The sequence below is a fragment of the Streptomyces sp. ML-6 genome (assembly GCF_030116705.1).
Taxonomy (GTDB): Bacteria; Actinomycetota; Actinomycetes; order Streptomycetales; family Streptomycetaceae; genus Streptomyces.
In genome coordinates this window covers 1-24093 of record NZ_JAOTIK010000001.1, presented here as the reverse complement: position 1 = coordinate 24093, position 24093 = coordinate 1, and the positions used below count along the sequence as shown (strand labels likewise).

The window sequence follows — 24093 nt, the reverse complement described above, 5'->3', positions numbered from 1 at the left end:
CAGACGGACATCACGGGCAGGACTACGGGCGGTCGGTAAAGTCGATGATCCCCAGCTGGGACTCGCAGGATAGAACGCAGTCGAGCGCGTGACTGGCCAAGGTGGCGGCATTGGCGCGGTCGGCGGCCGGGTGGCCGTAGAACTCGCAGATCATCCGGTTCAGGGTCCGCAGTGTGGTGTTGGAGGTCAGCCCGACACGGAAGACGGGGATGCGCTCGTGCCCGGCGTCGGTGACCTGGCCCAGGCGGCGCATCTGCTGGCGGTCGAAGGTGCGGCCGAAGAGGTTGGCGATGGTGGTCTTGCCCAGACCCGGCAGGGCGTCGATGACGGCCGCGGAACGGATGCGGTCGCCGTCTTGCCGGTTGGACGCGACGATCTCGTCCAACGCATCGTGGACGGAGGCCAGCTGGGGTGTCTGCACGATGCCGAAGTTGGCATGCCAGTCGTGCCGGGCGTCGTTGTAGTCCTCGGCCGCCTCCTCGCCCAGGGCCGCCAGCTGGCGCCGGGTGAGGGTCGCGGGGCGCTGCCGGGCCGGCTCGTCGACGAAGCGGCGCCAGCCCTCCTTGCGGGAGAGGCTGAACAGATGCGGCTGCCTCATTCGATCACCTCGAAGGCATCGGCGTAGTAGTCCTCGCCCTGCGGGGCATCGAAGAGCTCGTCCTCGTCGTCGCTGTCGCCGAGGGGAGGATCTGGCACCACCGTCAGCTCCGGCCGGCTCGTGGCCGTGGCCTGGTCCGGCAGGGTGGGCAGGGACAGCGCGGCCCGCTCGGCCGACAGCCGCACCGCCATGCGACGCTCGCGGCGGTCGGTGACCAGCCCCTGGTCCCAGCGGGCCAGCAGATCTCCCAGAGCCTTCGAGGCATCGATGTGCCGTCCGGTGCGGGCGGCCAGCCGCCGGGCGTAGGCGGCGGCCTCGGTGCTGAAGGCCATGTTCAGCGCGGGAGCGTGTTCCCATTCCAGGGCATGCCAGGAGCCGTCGTCGGGGTCCTGGAAGTAGACGAACCGCACGTCGTCGGGGTTGACGCGGATCGGCCACCGCCCGGCCAGACGCCCGCCGTAGGGGCTCGTCGTCCCGCGCAGCCCGTCCAGCGCGGGCCCGTTGTAACGCAGCCCGTCGACATCGACGCCGTAGTGCTGAATGGTGCGCGGCCTGACCTGCAGGAACTCGAAGGCCAGCTCGGCGGTGGCGGGCATCCGCAGCCGTCCGGCCCGGTGCACTCCGACGCGGAGCATCTCCAGCGGGGACAACTGCAGGTGGGGCCAGTGCGGGACGGTGAGTCCCTCATGGGCGCGGCGGTGGAACACCTCGCTGATCCACTCGCGGACGATCTCCTCGACCTCGTGGAGGTAGAAGAACGCCTGGTCCTCGATCCTCTCCCCGCGGCTGTGGATGTCCGGGCCCTTGTAGGCGGGCAGATGCTGGATCAGCCCCTCCCGCAGCGTTCGGAAGAAGCGCTCGACGGTTGGCTTGTCGGTGGGCTTCTTCGGCTGGGCAGGCTGGATCGACATGCCCAGCCGGGTGCAGACACTGATCACGTGGGCCGACATGAATGCCTTGCCGTGGTCGACGACCAGCGTCTCCGGCGGACACAGCCCCCGCCCGGGAACCGCGTCCTCCTCGGTGAACACCACGTGGTCCCACAGCCCGTGATAGGGAGCGAGCTCGGGGCGGTCCGCAGTGTCCATGGGCGGGCAGACGGCTTCGAACAGCACCCCGGCGACGTCGACCGCCTTGGTGGAGCACGCTGTCACCCGCAGGCCCACGATGCAGCGGGAGAACAGGTCCTGGGCGACAGTGAGCTGGACGGGAACCCAGCGGCAGGTGACCGGCTCCATCGCGTAGATGTCCAGGTCCTGCGTGTCGAGCACCACGTACTCACCCGGCCGCGTCGCCCGCAGCCGACCGTAGGCGCCGCGGGGCCGGTCCGCGATCGAGCGGCGGGACTTGGCACTGCCGGACACCGCGCTCGTGCCCTTCGTCAGCTCCGCCAGGCGCCGGTAGGCCGTAGCGCGCGAGGGAAGAGGCACCGTCCCGGCCCCGAACTCCTCTTCCAGTCGATCTTCGGTGCGGCGCAGCACCGCGGACCGGGTGGGGGTAGAGGCGTTCACCAACTCGGCCAGCACCCAGCGCAGGGCCTCCTCCCAGCGCGGATCCACCCGCGAACCCCGGCCCTTGACGGCTCGGGCGTCCACCAGCCCGGCCTCGCCTGCTTCACGGTAGGCAGCCACCCACCGGTCGATCGTCCGAGGTGAGACCTTCAGCTCCGTCGCCTTGGCCGCGGTGCGGTCCCCGAGCGGCAGATCCGGCTGGAACTGCGGGCGCGGCTCGTCGGCCGCGGCGCCGTCCGGGTGCCCGGCTCGGAAGCCGGTCAGCACCTCCCGGACATGCCGAGCCCTCTCATGCAGCCTCGCCCGCCGGGCCGGGGACAGGTTCGCCAGCAGGACAGACCCATCCTGCGTCTCCGGCTCACTCCCCGCCCCCAGGGACCGGGCGTCGGCCGCCAACCGCCCGAGCGGCAGTGTGCTGAACTCACCCGTCCGCTCGTTGCGCAGCGTGGCCGTGAGTCCTTCCAGCTCGACAACCTCGGCCACGTCGCCGCAGTAGAGCAGCCGCACCCCCGGGAAGACGGTCACTGCCCGGCCGGTCATGACGCCACCTCGATCGAGGTGGCCGCCGCCAGGGGCGCCGCAGGTCCGCGACCAGGGCTCCCGACCAGATCAGGTGCAGCACCAGCGGACGGACCGCATGTGCCGGAAACCGAGCGGCCAGGGCCGCCTCGATGCCGCCGATGGTCGACTGGCCCCGGGCCGCCGCGAGCACTGCCGGCGCCCGGTCCATCTCCAGCAGCTGAGGGCGCCGGTAGCCCGCGAGGAACCGTACGTTCTCCACCACGGCCCGATCGCCGCCCGACCAGGTCTCGTAGGACCAGCCGCGACGAGCGCAGATGCGCTTCGTCCAGGCGAACTGTGCAGTCACTTTCGGGTCCTTCATGCGTGAGGGGCTTTGACATCGACGACGGTCACCAGACCGTCAGAGTGGACAAGCAGCAGGTCAGGGATGTGCCGCCGAAGCCGGTCACCGTCACGACCGGCCAGCTGGAAGGGCTGGGAGGCGATCTCCACGACACCGCGGTCGAAATCGGCCAGCAGAATCCGAGCCAGCTCCAACCGGCTCTCGTAGGCCACCAGCCGCCCCACTGTGGCGGCGTGGTACCAGCCCGAGTAATGACGACGGCCCTTGTACCAGCGGAAATCCCGTACCGGCAGGCCGCCGGTCACCTCGGGAACGATGAGGCGGTCCAGGACCGCTTCAACGAACTGGCCATCCGCTTGCCGGTAGCGGACCGAGACCGTCTCACCTTCTGTCGTGCTCTTCTGGCTCGAAGCGCGTGCCACAGCGACCCCTTGTGTAGGCGGAACCGACACCGGGACGATGGCGCGTGGCCAGCGGGAATCTGCACGGAAGGCATGGAAAACCAAGCGAAAGGCTGGTTCTCGAACCGAGATGACGTTCGTCGTTTACGTCGAGCCCGTCCTGTAACTCGGGCTGCTGGACGACAAGTTGATGACAGAACACTGAGACAACGACATCTCCAATGAGAATCTACACGACTTCATAGCACTCGGCGTACGTCCCAGTCGTACCGCTCCCAGTACCCGGACGTTGAGGTGGTCTCGACGGTCTTTCCGGGCCGGGGCGCGTGGACCATGGTGTTGTTGCCGGTGTAGAGGCCGACGTGTCCCCAGTTTCCGTCGTTGTTGATGACGATGAGGTCGCCGGGCCGGATCTGCGAGCGGGGGACCCGGGTACCGGAGTGCCGCATCTGCTGGGAGGTGCGGGGAAGCGTGACCCGGGCGCCCTGGTAGAAGGCGTAGAGCATCAGGCCCGAGCAGTCGTAGCCGCCCTTGGTGGGGCCCGTGGTACTGCCGCCGCCCCACACGTAGGGAGTGCCGCGCTGTGCCAGCGCGGCGTCGACGACGGCGCCGGCCCGGCCGGTCGCCGACCCCGCCGTGCTGTCTTGGGCGGCGGGGAGGTGGTCGTACTCGTCGACGTAGCCGGTGACGTCGCCCACGTACGCCTCGGAACGGTTGTAGCGGTAGACCGCCTTGCGCAGCTGGTCGGTCCGGGACAGGTCGGTGGTCCCGGTTCCGCACAGGTAGACGGCGGTTCCGAGCGCGGCGTCGAACGCGTTGTGCGGGTCCTTCACCCCGTCACCGTTTCCGTCCTGGCCGCTGGGGCCGTTCCAGGTGGAGGGCAGGAACTGCATGGGGCCGACTGCCCGGTCGTACGCGGTGTCGCCGTCGAGCCGGCCGTGGTCGGTGTCGGAGAAGACGCTCGTGTTCCCCCCGGCCCCGGATCCGTTGAGCCGGACCCCGAGAATACGCGGGCGGACATCCCCGCCGACTGTGATGGTGCGCCCGGAGGCGTGGTTGGACTCGACCTTGCCGATCCCAGCGATGACGGACCACCGCATGCCCGTGCACTTCGGCCGCAGGGCGCGCACGTTCGCGGCGGCGCGGGTGTAGGCGGACAGCATCACCGGACTGATGCCGGCCACCGCCCCGGGGCCGCCCCGGACACGGACGGCGGGGCGGCGGCCTCCTTCTCGTGTCCGGCCGCCCCGTTTGCGACAGCGGCAATGAACAGCACCAGGACGCCGACGACACCCACAGCCGAAACCAGTACAGGGAAACGGCCAAGGCCACTTTCCGTGCGCCGCTCATGAGCGCCCTCCCAGGCGCGGCGCGGCCTGCGAACGACGCGCAGGGGCGGAGGGGACGGGCGCAGGCGGGGTGCTGCTCCCGGTGTTCCGCGGCTGGCGCATGCGGTGCAGGCGCTGCTGGAGCATGGCCTGGGCCGCGCTGGAGGGCGGTTGGGCGACGCGCGGCGGCGCAGGGCGCCGCCGGACGGGCGGTGCGGGGGCCGGCTGGGGTGCAGGAGCCGGCCGGGCGGGGCGGGGCGCCGGTGCCCGCCGGGGACCGGGAACAGCGGCCCGGGGCGGGGTGTAGGGGCCGAGCCCGGGCCGGCCCCGGACGATCCGGCCGAGGGAGCGCACGTTGTGCCGGTACTCCCCGGCGAACTGCTGGGCGGGCTGGACGTAGCTCCGGTGGAAACTCTGCGCGCTCTGCTGGAGGTTCTGGACGGCGCTGCTGACCCGGCCTGCGGCCTGGGCGGGCAGAGCGGTCGCAGCCGCGCCGACCCTGCGGGCCGCGCGCGGCCCGTACACCGGCAGTCCGACAGTGGCTTTGAGGCCGAACACCCCGGCCTTCACGGTGCCTTTCGCCCCGGCCTCGATGGTGCGGCCGGTGAGCCGGGTCAGCCCCGCCACGGCACGGCCCCCGCCGTGAGCGAGCCAGCCGCCGATGCGTCCGGCGAGCCGGGTGGAGCCGATGCGTCCGGCGCCGCCGAGCACAGCACCGGTTCCCCCGGTGGCGGCGGCCGCGCCGAGCATGAGCCCGCCGAGCAGCAGGCCCTTGCCGAGCCCGCCGCGCCTCGGCATGTCGACGGGGGCGGGGGAGACGGATCCGCCCAGGGGCGAGTTGCCGAGGCGGTGACGGGCGCGTGCCACCGCTCCGCGGGTGGAGCGGGCGAGCTTCTTGCGGTAGATGAACGCGGCGACGCAGACGCAGTCCAAAAGGACGAACCGGACGGTGAGACCGCCCGGCAGGTCGCTTTCCGGTGTGTTCAGCACGGCGTTGACGACGACGATGAAGACGGACATGGAGGCGATGGAGGCGAGCATCAGGGCGAGGCCGCGGGCGATGGCCGCGGCCCGGCCCCACAGCCAGGCCCGGCCGGGGCCGGGCAGGATCCCCGCCGCGAGGGCCACCTTTGCGATCATCGCCTCGATGGCGATCTGTAGCTGGGCGAAGAGGAATGCACCGTCCAGGACGATGACGAACATGCAGGTGAGGAACGCGGCCAGGAGCATGAAGAGCGCGCCGCCGACCTTGTCCATCGACGCCTTCTTCAGTGTGCCGGCGTTTTGGACGCAGGCCTTCTCGAACGCCTTGATGGGGCCGGACGCGTGGACCTGTTCCAGCATCTGGGAGGTGGCGGCGTCGACGGTGGTGTCGACCATCCAGTTCTTGACGCTGTCGGGCAGCGCGATCCCGAAGCCCGGCAGGTCCTTGAGGAAGGACTTGCCTTTCTCCATCTTGGTGTCGACCAGCTGGTCGAACACGGCCTGCTGGACCCGTGAATCGCGGAACTTCTTCCCGCACCTGCCCTCGAAGGTCCGCCCGTAGGACAGGAGCATGGCCGGCCGGGCCACGAACGCGTCCACGAGGGCGTCGGTGATGGGGCGGGCCAGCGCGCTCGGCGAGGACCGGACCTGCGCACCCACGGTCGACCCGGACGGCTTCTTCTCCCATCCGCTCTCAGTGGTCGGCCGGGCCGTGTCGATGGCTTCCTTGTCCAGGACCAGGGCGGCGGTCTCGACCGCCAGGTCCCGCACCACGCCCACCACCCCGGTGTCCTTGCTGAGCAGGAGCTGCGGGGAGAGGCGAGAGCACCGAGCGCGAGTGCGGAGATGACCAGGGCAGCCGCCATCTCGCCCCAGCCGCGCACCCGGTTTCCGAACAGCAGATGCCACGACGCGACGACCATCGTGAAGGTGAGGAACAGCACCGGCAGACCCATCTGCACGACAACGCTCCCGTACAGCGACGTCGACACCTGCAGCGCCGGCTTGAGCATCAGCCCGGCCAGGGAGAACGCCAGGCTCCAGGTCAAGAGGAAGCAGGCGAAGCTGACGATCCACTTGTTCCCCATGAACATCATCTCGACGAGGAACCCCTGCACACTCAGGTCCCAGTCGTTCCAGTCCCCGGTGTCGGAGTAGATGCGGTACGAGCTGACCGGATTCCCGTCCCGGTCGGTCACCTCGAACGCGGACAGCACCCCGCCCTGCGCGGCCCGGTCCTTCTTGTACTTCTCCACCAGCTTGTCGAACTCGGCGCGGGCGGCCTTCTCCTCCTTCTCGGCCTCCTTGATCCCGTCCCGGATCAGCGGGGAGTCATCCGGCCGGCCCGACGTACCCGGCTGGGGGACGAGCGGGCTCGGCTCGAGCGGGTTCTGCGGGCCGGGCAGCGTCGGACCCACCGAAGGCGAAGGCGCCGGCGTCGGTGTGGGGGCCGCGCTCGCCGACACGCCCGCCAGCACCAGCGACACCAGGAACGACAGCACCAGCAGCATCAGCCCCGCAGCCATGGACCGCCCGGGGCGCGCCCACCGCTTCACCCCCTGCAGCACCCCCACGCCCCGGGCCCGGGCGCGCGCCCTCGGTGTCCCCGCCGATGCGGCAGCCCGCCTGGTCATGCTGCTGCGCTCTGCATGGGCTGGGAATGGATGTGGGCCACAGCCTGCTCGTCGGCGGGCAGTGTGACCTGCATGGCACCGATTCGGCCGGTCAGGTCGCGGTGCAGACATTCACCGGCCCGCGCCGCCCGTTCCTCGTCACCGAACTCGGCGCTGTTGGGCGACAGCCCGGTCATGACCAGGGCGAGGAGGTCCTCGTCGTCCGGGTTGCAGCCGAGGAAGAGCAGGGTACGGCGGGCGAGATTGCGGTCCGTCTGCCGGAAGACGAACTTGCGGGGGATCAGCCCGCGCAGGATCTGCCCGCCCTCGTCGTCAGGGCCGATGTCGTCATCGTCGTGCCCGCCGAAGAGAGCACCGGCATTGTGCTTACGCCCGTCCTTGACCAGCTCCAGCGCCAGCGCCAGGCCCTCCGGGCTGGACGTCAGCCACCAGCACTCGTCCCACACCACCAGCGCGAACTCGTCCAGGTCCGCATAGGCGACCTTCCGGGACAGGGCGGCGATCAGGTACATCACCGCACGCCCGAAGATCTTCTCGAACTCCATCTTCTCCAGCCGCTCCCCGCCGCGCAGTTCGCTCTTGGTGGGCAACGCCAGCGAGGACACCGAGAAGACCAGGGTGTCGGCCGACGAGCCGCGGACCACGGGCAGCGACTCGTCGAACACCGCGCGAGCCAGGTCCTTGCGCCTCACCGCCGACAGGCGGCGGGCAGCCATCGCCGAATGCGTATCACCCGAGGCGCCGCGGTTGGTGAGCTCCTCGACCAGGACCCGCATCGAGGGATGCGGCTCGGCCAGCACCGCCTCGACCGCCTCCGACAGGGCGATGCCCTCATCGCTCATGGGAGCCAGCCCCAGCAGCAGTGTCAAGAACGACTCGGTGAACCGCTGCGCTTCCCGCCCGGCGAACAGCCGCAAAGGATCGAGAGAAACGGCCGCCTGGTCGTCGATGGTGATGCACTCGGTCTCGCCGGGGCACGCCTGCGCGTAGCGGAGCCATTCCTGGCGCGGGGTCCGGTCCACGATCACGGCCCGGCCCCGCCGGGTACCGCCCCGCAGCCGCCGGCCCGCGGCGAGCACGGAATACACGGCCGACTTCATCGCGGTCGTCTTGCCCGCACCGAGCTCCCCGATGAACGCCGCGGTCGCCGAGGTGTTCTCCCGCGGGCCGCGCGCCCAGTCCGTCAGCACCGGCCTGACCCCGCCGCCGGCCAGCTGCAGCCCGAACAACGGCCCCGAGGCATCCCCCAGCCCGCTGCCCGTGAAAGGGCCGGCCATCGCGAAGTCCCGCGCCACCAGGTACTGCGCGTACTGGGCCATGACCCGCGGAGTGCGGGTACCAGGCAGCATCCCGTACCAGAGGTTCTCCTGCTCACCGTGCGGCCGGGTGAAGGTGTACTCGTTGCCGGTGAAGTGCCCGGCGAGCTCCCCGGCCCGCCGCTCGGCCTCCTCCGGGGTGCCGCCCCACACGCACAGGGCGGTCATGGCACGGACCTCGACCTCCGTCTGCGAGGCGGTCAGCCGCTCGCGGTACTCGTCCAGCCCGCCCACTGCCTTGTCGACGCTGGCCGGGACACCCGCGGTCTCACCGTCGTATTCGCTGTACTGGTTGGCGAGCTCACGCGCCTGACGCCGCGTCTTCGCCTCCGCCTCGGTACCGGAGGAGACGCTCAGGCGCACCACCCAGTCCACCGGGAACGAGAACGCATCCAGGGAGGACAGATACTCCGACCCGGGAAACGCGAACGCCTCGGGCATCTCGGAGAGCGCGAGCATCACCTGATACGAGGGCCCCCACTCCGTGGTCACCTCCAGCCAGCGCCGCGCGAACGGATTCGCTCGCCCTGCCTTCTGCCTCCCCGCCCGGACAGAACCGGCCCCGCCACCGCCCAGGCCCTGCCCGTCGAGTTCGTCGAACAGGTTGCCGCCCTCGGCGAGCACCACCTGGCCGAGCGCCGCCGCACCCCGCCCCCGGCCCCGCATCCCCGGCCCCGCACCCTCCGGCAGCACCGGCTCGAACACCCCACGACGGGCACTGTGCCCGTAGATCCACAAAACCTCCGCCGTCGTCGCCGGACGCAGAGCAATACCCGGCGGCCACACCGACGCCATCCGCTGCGCCTGGGCCAGGCGCTCGTCCTCCTCGCGCGCCGACACCGGCCGCGGAAGCAGCCCCAGCTGCAGAGCAACATCCGCACGCGCCGCCGCGAAAACCTCCCGTACCGACTCCCCGCGCGTCATCGCAAGCGGAACTGCGAGCCAGTCCGTACGCCCCGTCAGCTCCAACTGCTCCAACTGCCCCCGCAGCACACCGATGGCCTGCCGGTACCGGCCACAGCCCGCCAGATCGATCCCCTCGGTCATCTTCGCGACCACACTCGCCGGGTCGACGGCCGGGCACAGACTCAGCAGCATCGACTCACCCTTGAGCGCCTTGACCAGCGCCTCCAGCTGCCCCAGCCGCTGCTCCTTCGCCCGCCGCGAGGCATGAGCGGCATCCGCCCCCGCCACCCGGTAGACCGCCCAGACCTGACCGTGCACCGTCCACATCACATTCCCGGCCACATGCCGGATCGGCATCCGCATCACAGGTCACTCCCCTCGCTGCGCCACAGGCGCATCACTCGTGCTGAACTGGCGGCCGCGGCGCCGGGCGGCGAGCAACGAAGCCGCGACCGGCGCCGGCCGACGGCCAACCGCTCCACGGGCTGCGCCGACGTCCTTCCGGCCGACGGGCACAGGGCTCTCGGACACAGAAGCGCTTGTGGTGGTGCGGCCGGCGCCCATCACACGGGAGGCCGCAGCCTGAGACCGGACCGGGCGGAGCACGGGGCGGCCCGCGCCCCTGGCACCTGCCCCGGGCTGCGGTGCGGCCCAGGTCACGCTGCACACCCCGATCAGCGGCTGGTGACCACCCCGCGACCTGAGCGGACGACCGCCCAGCCGCCCTCCCCGCGGCCGCGCCACCAGCGAGGCGGAACTCGCGGCCACCGCCAGCGGATTACGGCCGTCGACCCGGATATGGCGCACCAGCAGCGACAACCCATAGGGCCCACCGATCGCGATCGCATAGTTGAACAGCCCGAAATGAGCCCACACCCCCCGCGTCAGCACCAGGCCCGCGAGCGAGGCGGCCAGGACCACGATCTGCGGCACCGTGTACGGACCACCCCAGATCCGGCCCCGCCCACCCGGCCACTTCCCGATCATCAAAGGGTGACGGCGCGCCCGGGTGTAGCACCGGCCAACCAGCACTTCCGGCGCCGCAACGCCGCTCACCGCTGCTCACCGGCCGCAGGTTCGATGCCCCGGACCACCGTGTGACCGGCGCCCGCGCTCTTCACGGAACCGTCGAAGACGATCTCGACACCGGCGCTGTCGTGGAACACGGCCGCCAGGAGCACGTACAAGAAGAGCGCCGTGCCGACGAGTACTGCGACCGAAGAAAACAGTGAGCGGACCTTGGCCCATACATGCGACACCGAGAAGAGCACCACAACTGCCGTCAGGAAGACGGCGAGAACGCTGGTCATCGCCGCGCACCGTCCACCGGTTCGACGACTCGGACCACCGCATGAACAGCGCCCGCGTTCTTCACGGAGCCGCTGTTCGGAGCGATGTCCTCGCCCACACTGTCGCGGAACACCGCAGCATTCATCACCGCGAACCACAACGCCACGCCACCGGCGAGCGCCACACCGGCAGCCAGAATCGATTTCGACTTGGCCCAGGCAGTCACCACTGCCGCAACCACCATGAACGACATCACCGAGCCGACCAGCAAACCGGTGATCCTCTGGGTGAGCTGGTCGACGTCGTCGATCGCCCCAGCCAGTACCGTCACGTCCATCACTGCGCGCTCTCCTTCGTCCCGGCCCCGACCGGCTCCTTGCTCAGCACGGGGGCCCCTTCCACGGATGCGATCTCCCAGCGCCCGTCCCGCGCGGTGATCGTGACGGCGTACGTCAGCGGCCGTTCCTGCCCGCCGGCATCGGATGCGGTGACATCGACGAGGAGCTGCCTGCGCTCCCCGTCGGACACGGGAACGCCCCGCTCGTCGGTGCCAAACGGGTCGTTCGTGCCGACCTCGGCGAACCGGGCCACCTCGACCCGCCCGTACGGGGCAGGCGACACCGCGGCCAGGGCCGTCCCGGGGGACAAGTAGCGGTCGAGCTCGCCGCGGCCGGCCAGATAGGCGGCAAAGAACCCCGTGAGCGTCTGCGCAGCAGGATCGGTACTGCGGACCGGGACCGACTGCCCATACGCCAGCGACGGAGCCTCACCCGACAACGGCGCACCCACCTCGGCCGGGAGCGCCACAGCCGCCAAACCCCCGCCCGCACCGGCCCTGACCGGAACCTGGAAATACCGCAGCACCGGCCCGGCCCCACCCGGTTCCAGCCCTGTCTTCTTCCCGCCCGCGGCACCGGCCGAGACCACCCGGGCAGCCACGGTCACCGACCAGTACCCGGCAGACACGGCCCGCACCCTTACCGCCGCGACCTCCTGCGCCCGCTGCACGCCCGGATCAGCCGTCAGACTCACCTCGCGGGCATTCGGCAAGAACGGCGCCAAGAACTCCTCGGTGCCCTCCCCAGCCGTCAAATACGCGCTCACGAACAACTCGGCGAACCCACCCGGCCCCGCAGGCTGCCCGGCCGCCGGCTGCTCCTGGCGCACCGGGGCCGCAGGCGCCGTGACCGCAGGCCGGGACACGAGCGCCCACCCCGCCAGAACCGGCCCGGCCACCAACAGCACCCAGGCCGTACGGCGGATCACCGTTACCGCGTTCGCCGCACCGCCCAGGGAACCCAGCGCCCAACCACCCGCCTCGGCAGGCAGCACATCCTGCGGCTGCTCCTTGCGGCGCTTCACGGCTGCTCCTGCCGCATCCGGGCGGCCAGCGTGTCCCGAGCCGCTTTCGGCAACGCGGCCCAGCGGGCGAACGCGGCCTGGGCCGGTGCCGCATCCTCATCGAGGTAGGCGCGCATGGACCGCGCCGTTCGGTCAGCGAACGGCGCCACCTCCAGCTGCACCACCAGATCACGCAACCGTCGACGCGCCCGCACCAGCAGCTCGATGTCCCCGCCGTCCTCCGCCGCGAGCACCGGATCCGCCATGTCCCGCTCACCCCTTCCAAGCCCGAGTACGGCAGCCGTTCCGCCGCACACCCAGACCAAGGAGCGCCCGCCCCCCAGACGTGACAGCCACAGCCGAGAAATCTGAGAAATCGTCATCACGCCGCCTGCACCCACCGGTCCGCGACCGACCGCAGCTGCCGCACGGTCCGGCTCCGACGCTGCCGCCACGCAATCGCGGACACACCAGCCCGCTCCGCGCTCTCCCGCGCCCCAGCCCGGGACTCTTCCGCGATCACCCGAGCCCGTACCACCTCGAGCAGTCCGGCAGCCACAGCCCACACCAGCAGCTCGACCAGCTCGCCCCGCGCACCGTCCGGGACCTCACCAGCTGCGAGGAGCCCGGCCTCAACAGCCTGCCGTCCGACGACCGTCTGCCAGACCTCTTCCGCCGGATCGGCCACCGGCCCGTCAAACACCACCGCCGATTCGAGGGCCGGGTGCCACGGCAGCGCGTCCGTCTCCGCATCCGCCCTCAGCTCACGGCTCGCCAGATGCAGCGTCTCCAAAAGGAGGTTCGCCGCGACCCCGCCCGCCCTCTGCAACGGGTACCGGCGTACGACCTGGTACAGGCACGCGACGACGACCTGCCCCACCTCGTCGAAATCCCGGCCGGCCCGCAACAGCCGCTGCGTCAGCCGCACCGCACCCGGCACCATCGCCTGCACCACCACCCGCGCAGCCAACTGCGCACCAACACCCTCACCGGCCGCCCGCTCCAGCAGCACCCGCATCCACCGGTCACTGTGCACACGCCCCTGCCCCCGGTCCCGACCCCCCAGTTCGGCCAGCACATCCTCGAGACCTGCTGCTCGCCCGCAGCTGAGGACCACCCCGCCCTCCTGCAACCAGCCCAGCACCATCTCGGCGCTCCCGGCCTCGGCGCAGACCAGCGCCCATTCGGCATCCAGCGACTCAAAAACCCGCGTTCCAGTCACGACAGCTCCCGTTCAGGTGATGCCGTGAACTCTTCTCAGCACCCCTGACCCGACCGCTGACCCAAACCATCAAATGCGCAGGTCAGAAGGTTGCCCAAAAGCAGACCCACGTCGCACTGAGCGCTCGCGCTGACCCGGGTAACCACCAGATGCCACTACTGCCGTTGGCCGCCACAGGCCCATCACCGGGATATCCACAGGCCCCGGCAAGCCCAGACGTTCCGTCGTAGCGTGCTCTCCTGCCGATCACCGGGGGTGCGCAGAATGCGGTACGTACGGCTGGAGTGGCTGGCCGCGGAGGTGATGGACGGGCTGCCGTCCGCCGCGGCGCGGAGCACTGTGCAGGACCTGATCGTCGACGTCGCGAAGCGACCCGACCGGTGGCCGACGCCCGGCGGCGAGGACGTTGTCGACGTGTTCGGGAGCCGGTGCTGGGTCTCGTACGTGGCCTACCGCGACGGTCTGGAGGTCCGTGACATCGGGTGGGCGGGCTGACCGAGGCCCGAGCATCCGGCCGTCCTCACGAGACGAAGGAACCCCCGGGGATGGAAACCTTCTCCGACCCGAGGGTTCCTTCATCCCGTGCCACCGGGGGAGCCGCAGAGGTCAGGAGTCCTCGGGCGCGGGCCGGGGTTGGGGAGCCGGTCCAGCGCCCGGTACAGCGCTTTCACCAGCCGGGCCCGTTGCTGGGCGTACGCAAGGGTGGTCCGGGAAGTGACCGACAGGCGGCGCTCCGCTTCCTGGAGGACCTGGTCGATCAGCGGCCGCAGGTCACTGTCCTTGGGCAGGTTTTCGAAGCGCCGGCCCACTTCGGCGGCGACGACGCGGGCGTGCCCTGTGAGGAGCAGCGCGATCTGCGCGCAGTCGCCCGCCCGTAGACCCTTCACGTTCTTCCGGGCCAGAATCGCGTCGGCCAGCGCCGTGACGGGGGTACGGTCGAGCGGCAGCTCCTCGGCCAGGAGCGCCTCGGGGTCGTGCAGCACGCCGTAGCTCATGCCCGTGATTCCTCCGGTTCCAGACCCGTGACCGTGTCGGTGGCGGTGACGAACAGATTGCGGCCCAGCAGCCAGGACCGTTGCGCGTTCCAGTCGTGCCAGCGGTAGGCGATGTGCGCGAACGAAGGGACGACGATCCCGGAAATCCGGCCGCCGTCCACCGCTGCGCGGATGCGTGCCCAGCCCGGCCGCAGCTCCGTCTCCTGGTCGAGTGGCCCGGTGTCGGTCACCGCACACCCGGCCGGAACCCTCCAGTCCCGTGCCTCTGCGTGCGCGGCCAGAGGAGGCAGCACCAGGTGTTCGGTGCCCGGCACCGGTACCACGGCATACAGCGCCACCGCGGTCACCGGGACGACGAGGGGCCCGTCTGATGCCGGGGCGCGGAGCGCTGCGATCTTCCTGCGCACCCGGGCCGGTAAGGGCCGGGCGGTGCGGTGGTGGCCGGACGAGTTCGGCATGAGGGCCTCCCCGGGACGGTTGTCGGCGTACTCCCAGACAACCGCGACACGTTCGGGTGGGCTCAGGCCGGATTCCGGGCAAGTACCGGCCAGGGACCGGACAGTTTTACCAACAGGAGAAAACCGGCAGGACTACCGTCCGCGCCGCGACCGGTACTTACGGGGGGACCTGATGGACAGGCAGCGGAACACCCGGCTCGAGGCGGTGATGGCCGAGTACGGCTTCACACACCAGGGCCTAGCCGACGAGATCAACCAGGTCACCGCCCGGATCTTCGGGGAGAACCACCCCCGCAAGTGCACCGACCGCCACGTACGGCGCTGGATCAGCGGCGAGGTCCGATGGCCCTGGACCCGCTACCTTCACGCCCTGGAACAGCTCTTCGACCGCCCGGCGCAGGCACTCGGCTTCATCCCCCGAGGCAAAAACAGCGCGAACCTGCCCACCCCCCCAAGGCCTCCCGCACCGACGAAGGAGGTGCCCGTGCGCCGCCGCCGTTTCATCATCGCCACCGCCGCCACCACAGTCGCCCTCGCCCTCAGCATCGACGAAACCCCCACCGGCGGCCGCCTCGCGATGAGCGACATCACCCGCGCCCGGGAGAGGATCAACCGCCTCGACGCCCACTTCGCAGCGATCGGCGGCGAACCCCTCCTGACCGTCGCCACCACCTACCTCGACCGCCTGACCACCGCAGCCGACCACTGCACCTACGGCCCCCGCGTCGAACAGGCACTCCACACCACGATCGCATCGCTGTGCAGCTCTGCCGGATGGGCCGCCGACGACGCCGGCAACCTGGACGCAGCACACCGGTGGCGCACCACCGCCCTGCAAAGAGCCATCCTCGGATCCAACCCGCAGGCCCAGGCCCGAGCCTGGTCCGACCTCGCCATCCACGCCCGCCGCGGCGGCCACCACCGCGAAGCTCTGCGCATCAGCCAGACCGCCCTCACCAGCCGCGCAGCCCGCCAGAACCCCCGCTACACCGCCCTGCTCCAATCCCGCCTGGCCATCAGCCACGCCCACACCGGCAACCGCCCCGCCGCAGCCCGCGCCCTGCTCGCCGCCCAGACCGCACACGACCGCATCGACCCCACCCAGCCCGCACCCCGGTGGCTGAACTTCCTCACCACGGCCGAGATCAGCGGACTCGCCGCCATCACCCACCAGGCGATGGGGCATCTCGCCGACGCCGAGACCGCCACCGCCCAGGCCCTCACCCTCCTCGAACCCGGCCTGCGCCGCAGCCACGCGTACTACACCGTCCAGCTCGCCGAACTCCAGCTCGCCCAGGGAAACACCACCGACGCCCACACCACCACAGCCGCCATCGACACCACACACATCGGCAGCCGCGCCATCACCGACCGGCTTGCCACCCTCCACCGCGCCCTCGCCACCGCATAGGAGAACCACCCGAAGTGACCACCGGCATAGAAATCCGCCACTACACCACCCGCCACACCCCCCGCCTGCGCCCGCTCCTGCTGGACATCTACGCCGAGGTCTACGCGAAGGAGGCACAGAGCGACCCGTTCTGCGCCCTCGACCGGTTCGCCGAAGGACTCGACAGCTGGATGACCCGCCCCGGCTGGACCTGCACCGTCGCCTACGACCACGACCAGCCCGTCGGCTACGCCTACGGAGCCCCGCTGCCTCCCGCCAGCCGGTGGTGGAGCGGACTGCTCACCGACACACCCGCCGACACCATCACCGAGACCGGCACTCGCACCTACGCACTCAGCGAGCTCATGGTCCGCGCCCCCTGGCGCAAGACCGGCACCGCCCGCCGACTCCACGACGCACTGCTCATACCCCGGCCCGAACAACGCGCCACGCTCCTGGTCCTCCAGGAGCACCCCAAGGTCCGGGCACTGTACGAATCATGGGGCTGGCAGACACTGGGCGGCCTACGCCCGACCCTCCCGGCCGCCCCGCTCTTCCACGCCATGCTGCTCGATCTCCCACCACACGACGGAACCGTCGCCACCATGTCGACGTAAAGCCCGCAGGCCCACCGGTTGCTCAACAGGTTGCGTAACGGGTTGCCTAACAGGTTGCGCAACGGGTTGCTCAACAGGTTGCCAACGGTGGATTCGCTTGCCCGCTGTCCTCGCAGGTCAGCGGCATGGGTCAGCGTGACGCAGCCGCCGACACCTCTTCCCCCGAAGGGGAAGAGCACCTTTCCCTTTCCCTCGGCCTGGGCGCCGACCCACTGTGCCGGGGTCGTCCGCGCCGGGGTCGTCTCCGGCACCAGGACGCCGACCTCAGCGAACTTTGGCGTGGACAGGAGGACACCCATTCCGGACCATGCAGGCGCGCCCTCCTCCTGTCCACGCGCCACAATGGCCCCGCTGGACAGATAGTCGACACCGGTCAAGGTCACCGGGGCGCTCCACACTTCCGGATACAACGGACCGCCGTCCGAGGCTCCCTGTACGGGCTGGCACCGGGCCGGGGTTCGGACGATGTCGCCCGGACCGACCGCGTCCCACATGGTGAAGCGCCATCCCTGGGGTGGCTCAGTGCGCCGCCGCATGTTGCGCGCCATGTCGGCTTCAGCAGCGACCCGCATGTCAATCAGCGCTACGAGTCGGGCCGCTGCTGCCGCGCGGCTGGTGTGACTGGTCGCATGCTCTTCGGAAAGGCCGATGGCCAACCATGTGCAGCGAATTCGGTAGACGTGGCCGACAAACGCGCCATCGACCGTCACCGGGTAGCATCCCCGGTCGTCGCATCGCCTGAATCGGTACCGGGGCACGCCTTTGACGGGTGTTGGTACTACGGGCGCGTCGGAGACAGGTTCTGCCACCTGCAGGAGAATCTCGCTCGACCCGTTCGCATTAACGCCCTGACAGGGCGCTGTCGGGCAGGGATCATCGACGCCCGGAACCGTGCCGCCGCCCTCCCACGTCTGGACACTGCCCGGGTCGGACACCCTGGTAGGCGCCGGCGTGCTAGCCCCCGTCGGTGCTCCGGTCTTGATCTCTCCGGCCTCCGCGCTCTGGCTGATTGTGGTCTCGGCCGCTGCCTGGCACTCGACGAGCCCCGAGGGACCGGCAGCCCCTTCAAAAGTGGCGACGTCCTCGGCCTCCTCCTCGATGATCTCCTCGTAGCTCACCGAGTCGCCCCATTTGGCCAGTACGTCAGCCGGGGACCAGTCCGCACGCGGGGCCTTGCGCGGCTTGATGATGCTCGGGGCCGGGGTCCACTTCGGAGCCGGGCCATCGGCCGCGGCCTTGATGATCCCACGCACTTTGGACTCACGGCCACGCCGCTCCTCTACCCGGGCGATCATCAGGGCTTCCGCCTCTGCCCGGCTCCGGATCGGGCGGCGGTCCGAGTGTCGGACCTGCTCAGACTTGCGCCACTGCTTCGGGTTCTTACTGAGGTCCGCCGGGTGCATTCGCTCGCGAGTGATGAACCACTCCCCTTGTGTTGTGCCACCCAGAAGCCGTGACCGCGCCATGAGGCCGTGACCTCCCACCTGTTCAGGGCCCCGGCGCCGCCTTCGCCCCAGCACAGCACCACACGCGCGGAGTCATCAGGGTTGCCCGTTCGGAGGATCGGCCCTTTGGCCACCATGGCAAGGGTGTTCCGGGCGTTGCGCACCGCCACAGTCGCCGTCTCAGACACGGGTGTCGGGAGTTTGCTCACGGTCATTCCACAGGTCCTTCCGGGGCGATGCCGCAGGGCTTGCCCGTGCGGTTGGTGCAGCCCCCACCGTAGCCAACTTTCAGTACCGCTTCAAGTGTCACTGAAAGTTGCTCGCGGTGGAGTCGCGCCAACCGCAGCTTTCCGCTGCCGCTCCCCCCGACTAGCTGCACAGCATGTAGAAGGGCACCGAAAGCAGGACCCATAGAGCCCCCATTGCGCTACTGCGCCCACTCCAGCCCGAGGCCAGCCAGCGCCTGGCGCTTGTCGGTCAGGTCGTCTCACTCCGAACTGAACTGGTCCTGGCCGCGCCGCAGTTCGGTGAGGGGAGCGGCCCAAGCTCCCAGGCCCTACACGCACACCAGTGCGATGCCGCAGCTCGGAACCCCCGGGCATCGCACCTCAGTGCGTGTAGGACCTGGGAGAGGCGTCCCCGGCCCCGGACAGTGGAGGACCCCGGGCCGCCCTGCGCCCCGGGGTCCCTCCGCCGGTCTTACCACCGCCGCTCACCAGTCGTCAGGTGTGCTGCCCACCCACGCTATCGGCTGGCCCTCGCTGTTGCGGCCCCAGTGCGGTTCCTCCATCGAGGTCTCATGCCCGTCGGGCAGGACGCAGATCCGCCCCCAGCGGCCGTGCTTGCCCGGGCAGATCCCGGGAGCCGGGCCACGTCGCCACCCGCCACGGCCTGGTCATAGCGGTCCTGGAACGACTGGAGACGGATGCACAGCTCCATGCCGAGCTCCGTCTCCGCCGTCCACCCGCCCCCGCGTCACCTGCACCCGAGGGTCGGACAGCACAGCCGAGACGAAGCCCTCCGCCTCCGCGAAGGCCCTGGTGCGGGCGTGCCGCCGCACAGCATCCTGCACACCCCGCTCTTCCGCGGCTGCGATCATCACGCCGCTCCTTCCATGGCCGCCCACTCCAGCCCGAGGCCGGCCAACGCGACGAGCTTGTCGACGGTCAGCTTCGCGCGCCTGGACTTGGTGTTGGACAGGAAGACTCCGAGCTTGACCTCCGACCCGTCCGGCAACACCTCCACGTGAGCCCTGGGCACCTTCACAGAGCCCGTGCGGGCCTTGTACTGCTCCAGGGCCGCCACGCCCCTCTCGAAGGCGCTCACAGGCGCCGTGGACGACTCGGCGGGCATGCTTGGCTCCGCCAGGGCCGGGGCCGGGGCAGGGACTTCCGGGAGCACGGTCACCGGGAGCGGGGTGACACCGACCGCCTCCAGGCGCTCGCGCTGACCCTGTACCAGGGCCGCCCAGACCTCGGGCCTGCGCTGCTGGGCCAGCCACTTGCCGACGTCCATGCCGTGCACGGTGAACCCGGGCAGAACCTCCGCCGGCCCTTCCTCGTCGCGCACCAGCTCCCGCAGCGCGGCGAAGTGCCGCTGCCACTGCGCCGGCCACGACGGATTCCAGTCCTCGTCCAGGGCCACCAGCGCGGCCTCCCACTCCGGGTGCCCGGCCAGCGCGCCGGGACGGCGCAGGTTGGACAGCCACTGCCCCACCGGCCTGTCCAGCACCGCCGCCGACCGGGGCGCGCACAGCGTCCAGTGCTGCTCGTAGTACACCCTCGCCGCCGCCAGATTCTCCTGGAACCGCGCATCAGCGGCCGACCAGGCCATGCCCAGCTTCTCCAGCCGCCGGGCACGCACCCCGGCCATCTGCCCCGCCCCGAACGCCCGCCGCTGCTCCGCGACCCACCGCCCCAGAGGAAACGCCCTCTCGCGGTGCTCGTACGGCACCCGGGCGTGCCCCTCGCGCTCGACGAAGCCCCTGAGCGCCGCCCAGCCACGAGCCCAGTCCTGCCGCTCCGTGTCGATCACGTTGAAGCTGACCCAGTCCGCGACCATCACAGGGTCCCTGGGAGCCGCGAAACGGAGCAGCAACCGGGTTTCCTCCTCGTTATCACCAGGCGCAGCACCGAGGTATCTGGAGGGCTGCACGACGTCCTTCTGCGGCTCCTGCGGAATAGCCAGCAACTCGATTGCCTCTTCATCGTGAGCCCGCAGACCTTCCAATACCTTCACCAAAGGCCGGTACGAACCAGAGGTGAACATATCCTCCGGGCTTTCGTCAGGCCGGAGGAATACCGGCACGATCAGGGAAGCGAGCTTTCCTTCACCGGGCTTCTGACGTAGAGCGCGGCCGATCGCCTGCACGATGTCGTGCGGGGCCCCCTTGGGGTCCAGCAGGGCCACCGAGTCCACGGCCCGGATATCCACGCCCTCACCCAGGACGCGGCAGTTCGAGAGCACAGCCCGCCGGGCGGTGGAGCCGAACCCGCGCAGCACCTCCCGCCGACGCTCCGGCACGTGCTCACCGCACAGCCAGTCCGCCCAGATCCGAGCCGGGTACTTCTCGGGCCGGTCGGCGTGCAGCCGCTCGGCCACCCGCTCCAGACCCTCCGCATACGCCGCGGCCTCTATGGTCCGGTGGTGGAAGGTGATGCACGTCGACAGGTTGTGCTGCTCCATCGTGTGCAGCAGCGCAGCCTGGAGGGCACCCAGGCGCTGCCCGCGGACCTCCTCGGTGTGCCGCTCCTCACCCATCAGCCGCTCCGGCGTCACGACCGGGTCCTGGAGCTCCAGAACGATGATCTGGTACCGCGCCAGCAACTTGCGCGACACCGCCGACGCCAGCGACAGCTTGTAGAGGACCGGCCCGAAGACCTTCTCGTCATCCATCGAGGCCGCCATCTCCCGCGGCAACGGGTCACGCACCCCCTCGGCCACTTCACGGTTCAGCCGCTCCTCCCAGATCCGCGGCGTCGCCGTCAGATACAGCCGCCGGCGCGCCGGGATCTTCGTCTGGTCATGGATGTCCGCCCACGCCTTCCCCATCGACCCCGACGTCCGGTGCGCCTCATCGACACAGGCGAGGTCCACCGGGCCGAGTTTCTGGCCGTAGGCGCCCTCAAAGGCTTCCCTGAGCACGCCCAGCGAGGCGTAGGTGGCGTAGATGGTCACTGGCCCCGTGGCGTGCCACAGCGCCAGCTGCACGGGGTTCGTGGTGCACCGCACTCCCAGGTGCCACAGCTCCGGATCCTCCAGCGGCGAGCACACCATGACCGCCGGCCCTCTGTGCCCGACGCTGCTCCACGCCTTCACGGTCTGCGCCAGGAGATCGAGGGTCGGCACCACCACGAGAACGCGGCCCTTGGGAACAATCCTTTTCGCGGAGGCCGCCGCGATGATGGTCTTTCCCGTTCCGCACGCGGCGTGCACCTGGCCGCGCAGACCATTCCAGGGAATACCGCCCGGCGGGATATCGAGACCGCGCACAATCGCGCTCACGGCCTCGATCTGGTGGTCACGCAGCTTCATCACGGTCATGTCCCGTGTTCTCCTTTTCGCGGGTGACGCGTAATCAGGAAGGAAGCACCGATGCGGTGCCCCGCCTCGGGGAGGCCCGCTTCCGTGCGCTCGTTGTCAGGGGTGGTCTCTCAGGCACGGGCCTCGGGGGCGCCGTCCTGGAGCGCCGCGGCTGCGGTGAGGAGCCGTTCCCAGGTGCGGGGTGTACCTCCGTGCTCTGCGGCCAGTTCGGCGGCGATGCGGCTCTTGGGCGCGCTGTTCGCCGCAGCGAGGGCCTCACTGGCGGTACGGAGCCGCGGGTCTCCTTCGTAGGAGTGCTGTTTGCGGGGGACTTGAGGTTCGCCGGCGCGGCGGCCGCCGCCCTTTCCCTGGCCCGGCGGGTTGTCGCGGCGCTTGTTGACTTCGCGGCGGGGCCACAGCCGGGCTCCGTAGACGGTCGTGCCGGCCGAGAGGTAGCCCTGAACGGCGTAGGCGCGGACAGTGCCCGGGTTGATGCCGAGGACCGCGGCGGCCTCGTCGGCGGTGAGCAGGTCCTCGGGGTGCTCGTCCTGCGGCAGTGCGGGGATCGGCTTGCCGTCGATGTAGGCCTCGGCCTGGGCCAGGTCGTAGACCAGGTAGCGACTCTCAGGGAGCAGGCTGGGGACGCGGCTGCGGAAGCCAGGAGCGTCGCGGCGGCGCCAGGTGGCCAGCGGCACGCCGATGCGGCGGGCGACGTCGGCTTCGTTGATGACCGGCCGGTTACGGGGGATCACATCGTCTCCTCGAGGGCTGCTGTGCCGCAGGTGCGACCTGTAGAGTTTGGGTGCAGGCTGGTTCCTTTTCCGGGCCTGCGACGTGGTTACGAGGCCGGCGGTGTGCCGGGTCGCTCTCAGAGCGGCTCTCCGTCGGCCTCGACCTTTTCCCGACCCAGCATTCGACAGTTACAACATTACAGTATCTAAGACTCTTCGGTGCCGCCTTCATCCCCTGCGACCCGCTCACCGTCCCGAGAGCTGCCGCGCGAGCCATGCATCCGCCTCCCGCCCACTGCGGAGCCGTACGACACGGACGCCCAGCTCGGCCGTCTCGGCGACCTGCCGGGCATACCGGGGGCGGTTGTTGCGATACTTCCGGACAGCCGTGCGCAGCAGGGACCGCCGCCCGAAGAAGGCACGCTTCCACGTGAGCCGCTGCGCCTGGATGCTCGCGTCCAGGCCGGTGAGCTGGCGCAGGCTCCGGTACACGATCCGGCGCACGATCAGGGGCAACGGGAGGTCGAGCCAGACCAGGACATCCGCCCGGTGCCACACCACGTCTGCAAGCTTTGAGTAATTCCCCTCGACCACCCACGATTCCCCCCGCGTGATCCGCTCGGCCTTGCCCCGGAATTCATCGAGTGGAAGAGGACCGTTCTCGGTGAACAGCACATTGTCAAGGTCAGTGCAAGGAATTTCCAGCGAAGCGGAAAGTTCTTTCGCGATCGTCGTTTTCCCGCTCGCAGGAGGGCCGAATAAGGCGATCTTCTTCATCGGATATTCCTAACTGTTTGTCGAGCGATCCAGGCAGTGCAGCGGAAATTAATTATCCCGGACTCGGGAGCATTTTCCACCCCATTTTGCCTAATCCTGTTTTTCCGGGGCGGGCCCTCCCCGGAGGCAGCGACGCGACCACTCGGCGTCGACGGTCCGACAAGGCCGGCCATGGTGCACCTGCACGTACCCGCTGGGAGGGCGTGCCGAGGAGGCAGGCGCACCTGACACGACAGCGAACCGACGGGCGGGGTGTGGGTGTGGGCCTCGGCGCGGCCCTGGCCGAGCGCGGCCGCCCGCTAGCGCCGAACTGTCGTCGGCCAGCACCTCGCCGAGGCCCACACCCACACCCCGCCCGTCACACCGCTGCGCCCCTCCGCGCTACCGGCCTTACTACCCGCCACGATCAGGCCGCAGCGCAGGCCCGGAACGCGGAGTGCGGGGGCCAAGGCGCGGCGATGCGGGGGCTGGGGAGCGCCCAAGCACGGGCTGGAGAGCCTGACGGCTCTTCAGCCGCGCCTGACGGCCCGAATTCCGCCCGGCTGCGGGGCAGGGTGCAGAGGGGGCCGTGCCTGACGGCATGACGGGCGCAGCATGCAGCCGTCGACGGGACGGGGCACAGGGGCGGGGAGCGGCGCGGGCGTGCTGGGGCGCGCCTGAGGACCTTTCCCGGGGGGCTGGGGCCGGTGCCGCGCCGCCCCGGGCGTGCCCGGGGCGCTCCGCCCCCCGGGCACGCCCTGTTGTGGCTGGTGCCGTCGGTTC

21 protein-coding genes are annotated in these 24093 nt (G+C 70.3%); 4 read left to right on the top strand and 17 right to left on the bottom strand.

Going from position 1 to position 24093, the window contains the following annotated elements; genetic code table 11:
• Positions 1–22: 22 nt before the first annotated feature.
• The 5 genes from OCT49_RS00105 to OCT49_RS00085 all read right to left on the bottom strand — a co-directional run bounded on the left by OCT49_RS00105 (position 23) and on the right by OCT49_RS00085 (position 6470).
• Entirely contained in the window at positions 23–598 is a 576-nt protein-coding gene (locus tag OCT49_RS00105; RefSeq protein ID WP_283849825.1) for an AAA family ATPase, read from the bottom strand.
• Complete coding sequence (locus OCT49_RS00100; RefSeq protein ID WP_283849824.1) at positions 595–2649, bottom strand: TnsB C-terminal domain-containing protein; 2055 nt, start codon at positions 2647–2649, stop codon at positions 595–597. Before OCT49_RS00100 ends, OCT49_RS00105 begins: the two co-directional genes overlap by 4 nt.
• Before the next feature lie 339 nt (positions 2650–2988).
• Positions 2989–3396: a TnsA-like heteromeric transposase endonuclease subunit gene (locus OCT49_RS00095; RefSeq protein ID WP_283849823.1), complete on the bottom strand. Its 408-nt coding sequence runs from the start codon at positions 3394–3396 to the stop codon at positions 2989–2991.
• A gap of 218 nt (positions 3397–3614) precedes the next feature.
• Positions 3615–4559, bottom strand: coding sequence for a C40 family peptidase (locus tag OCT49_RS00090; RefSeq protein ID WP_283849822.1), 945 nt, complete (start codon positions 4557–4559; stop codon positions 3615–3617).
• A 162-nt stretch (positions 4560–4721) separates the two neighbouring features.
• Positions 4722–6470 carry a hypothetical protein gene (locus OCT49_RS00085; protein WP_283849821.1) on the bottom strand — a complete coding sequence of 583 codons (1749 nt, stop codon included), beginning with the start codon at positions 6468–6470 and terminating at the stop codon, positions 4722–4724.
• Between the two features lie 63 nt (positions 6471–6533).
• Here OCT49_RS00085 and OCT49_RS00080 point away from each other — a divergent pair, with 63 nt between their 5' ends.
• Positions 6534–6845 carry a hypothetical protein gene (locus OCT49_RS00080; RefSeq protein ID WP_283849820.1) on the top strand — a complete coding sequence of 104 codons (312 nt, stop codon included), beginning with the start codon at positions 6534–6536 and terminating at the stop codon, positions 6843–6845.
• Positions 6846–7317: 472 nt separating this feature from the next.
• On the opposite strand, the gene OCT49_RS00075 is transcribed toward OCT49_RS00080, so the two are convergent.
• The 7 genes from OCT49_RS00075 to OCT49_RS00045 form a co-directional block, all read right to left on the bottom strand.
• A complete protein-coding gene (locus OCT49_RS00075; protein WP_283849819.1) occupies positions 7318–9906 on the bottom strand; it encodes an ATP-binding protein in 2589 nt (862 codons plus the stop codon).
• A gap of 6 nt (positions 9907–9912) precedes the next feature.
• The gene (locus OCT49_RS00070) at positions 9913–10476 is read right to left on the bottom strand and encodes a hypothetical protein (RefSeq protein WP_283849818.1); all 564 of its coding nucleotides are present in this window, start codon (positions 10474–10476) and stop codon (positions 9913–9915) included.
• A gap of 119 nt (positions 10477–10595) precedes the next feature.
• On the bottom strand, positions 10596–10853 hold the full coding sequence (locus tag OCT49_RS00065; RefSeq protein WP_283849817.1) for a hypothetical protein: 258 nt from the start codon (positions 10851–10853) through the stop codon (positions 10596–10598).
• Positions 10850–11170, bottom strand: a complete 321-nt coding sequence (locus tag OCT49_RS00060) for a hypothetical protein (protein WP_283849816.1) — start codon at positions 11168–11170, stop codon at positions 10850–10852. Before OCT49_RS00060 ends, OCT49_RS00065 begins: the two co-directional genes overlap by 4 nt.
• Positions 11170–12195: a conjugal transfer protein gene (locus tag OCT49_RS00055; protein ID WP_283849815.1), complete on the bottom strand. Its 1026-nt coding sequence runs from the start codon at positions 12193–12195 to the stop codon at positions 11170–11172. The genes OCT49_RS00060 and OCT49_RS00055 overlap by 1 nt, the downstream gene beginning before the upstream one ends.
• The gene (locus OCT49_RS00050) at positions 12192–12440 is read right to left on the bottom strand and encodes a hypothetical protein (protein WP_283849814.1); all 249 of its coding nucleotides are present in this window, start codon (positions 12438–12440) and stop codon (positions 12192–12194) included. The genes OCT49_RS00055 and OCT49_RS00050 overlap by 4 nt, the downstream gene beginning before the upstream one ends.
• A 116-nt stretch (positions 12441–12556) precedes the next feature.
• The gene (locus OCT49_RS00045) at positions 12557–13396 is read right to left on the bottom strand and encodes a hypothetical protein (RefSeq protein WP_283849813.1); all 840 of its coding nucleotides are present in this window, start codon (positions 13394–13396) and stop codon (positions 12557–12559) included.
• Positions 13397–13660: 264 nt separating this feature from the next.
• On the opposite strand from OCT49_RS00045, the gene OCT49_RS00040 reads away from it, so the two are divergent.
• Entirely contained in the window at positions 13661–13891 is a 231-nt protein-coding gene (locus OCT49_RS00040; RefSeq protein WP_283849812.1) for a hypothetical protein, read from the top strand.
• An 80-nt stretch (positions 13892–13971) separates the two neighbouring features.
• Here OCT49_RS00040 and OCT49_RS00035 read toward each other — a convergent pair whose 3' ends face one another.
• Positions 13972–14391, bottom strand: coding sequence for a DUF6415 family natural product biosynthesis protein (locus OCT49_RS00035; protein WP_283849811.1), 420 nt, complete (start codon positions 14389–14391; stop codon positions 13972–13974).
• On the bottom strand, positions 14388–14849 hold the full coding sequence (locus OCT49_RS00030) for a hypothetical protein (protein ID WP_283849810.1): 462 nt from the start codon (positions 14847–14849) through the stop codon (positions 14388–14390). The genes OCT49_RS00035 and OCT49_RS00030 overlap by 4 nt, the downstream gene beginning before the upstream one ends.
• Before the next feature lie 172 nt (positions 14850–15021).
• On the opposite strand from OCT49_RS00030, the gene OCT49_RS00025 reads away from it, so the two are divergent.
• On the top strand, positions 15022–16260 hold the full coding sequence (locus OCT49_RS00025; protein ID WP_283849809.1) for an NsdA family TPR-like regulatory protein: 1239 nt from the start codon (positions 15022–15024) through the stop codon (positions 16258–16260).
• Between the two features lie 14 nt (positions 16261–16274).
• The gene (locus OCT49_RS00020) at positions 16275–16856 is read left to right on the top strand and encodes a GNAT family N-acetyltransferase (protein WP_283849808.1); all 582 of its coding nucleotides are present in this window, start codon (positions 16275–16277) and stop codon (positions 16854–16856) included.
• Between the two features lie 2543 nt (positions 16857–19399).
• Here the strand turns inward: OCT49_RS00020 and OCT49_RS00015 are convergent.
• The 3 genes from OCT49_RS00015 to OCT49_RS00005 all read right to left on the bottom strand — a co-directional run bounded on the left by OCT49_RS00015 (position 19400) and on the right by OCT49_RS00005 (position 23331).
• Entirely contained in the window at positions 19400–21844 is a 2445-nt protein-coding gene (locus OCT49_RS00015) for a DEAD/DEAH box helicase (protein WP_283849807.1), read from the bottom strand.
• Between the two features lie 110 nt (positions 21845–21954).
• Positions 21955–22575 carry a helix-turn-helix domain-containing protein gene (locus OCT49_RS00010; RefSeq protein ID WP_283849806.1) on the bottom strand — a complete coding sequence of 207 codons (621 nt, stop codon included), beginning with the start codon at positions 22573–22575 and terminating at the stop codon, positions 21955–21957.
• A gap of 225 nt (positions 22576–22800) precedes the next feature.
• Positions 22801–23331 (bottom strand): P-loop NTPase family protein, encoded by a 531-nt coding sequence (locus tag OCT49_RS00005; protein WP_283849805.1) that lies wholly within the window; start codon positions 23329–23331, stop codon positions 22801–22803.
• Positions 23332–24093 lie beyond the last annotated feature (762 nt).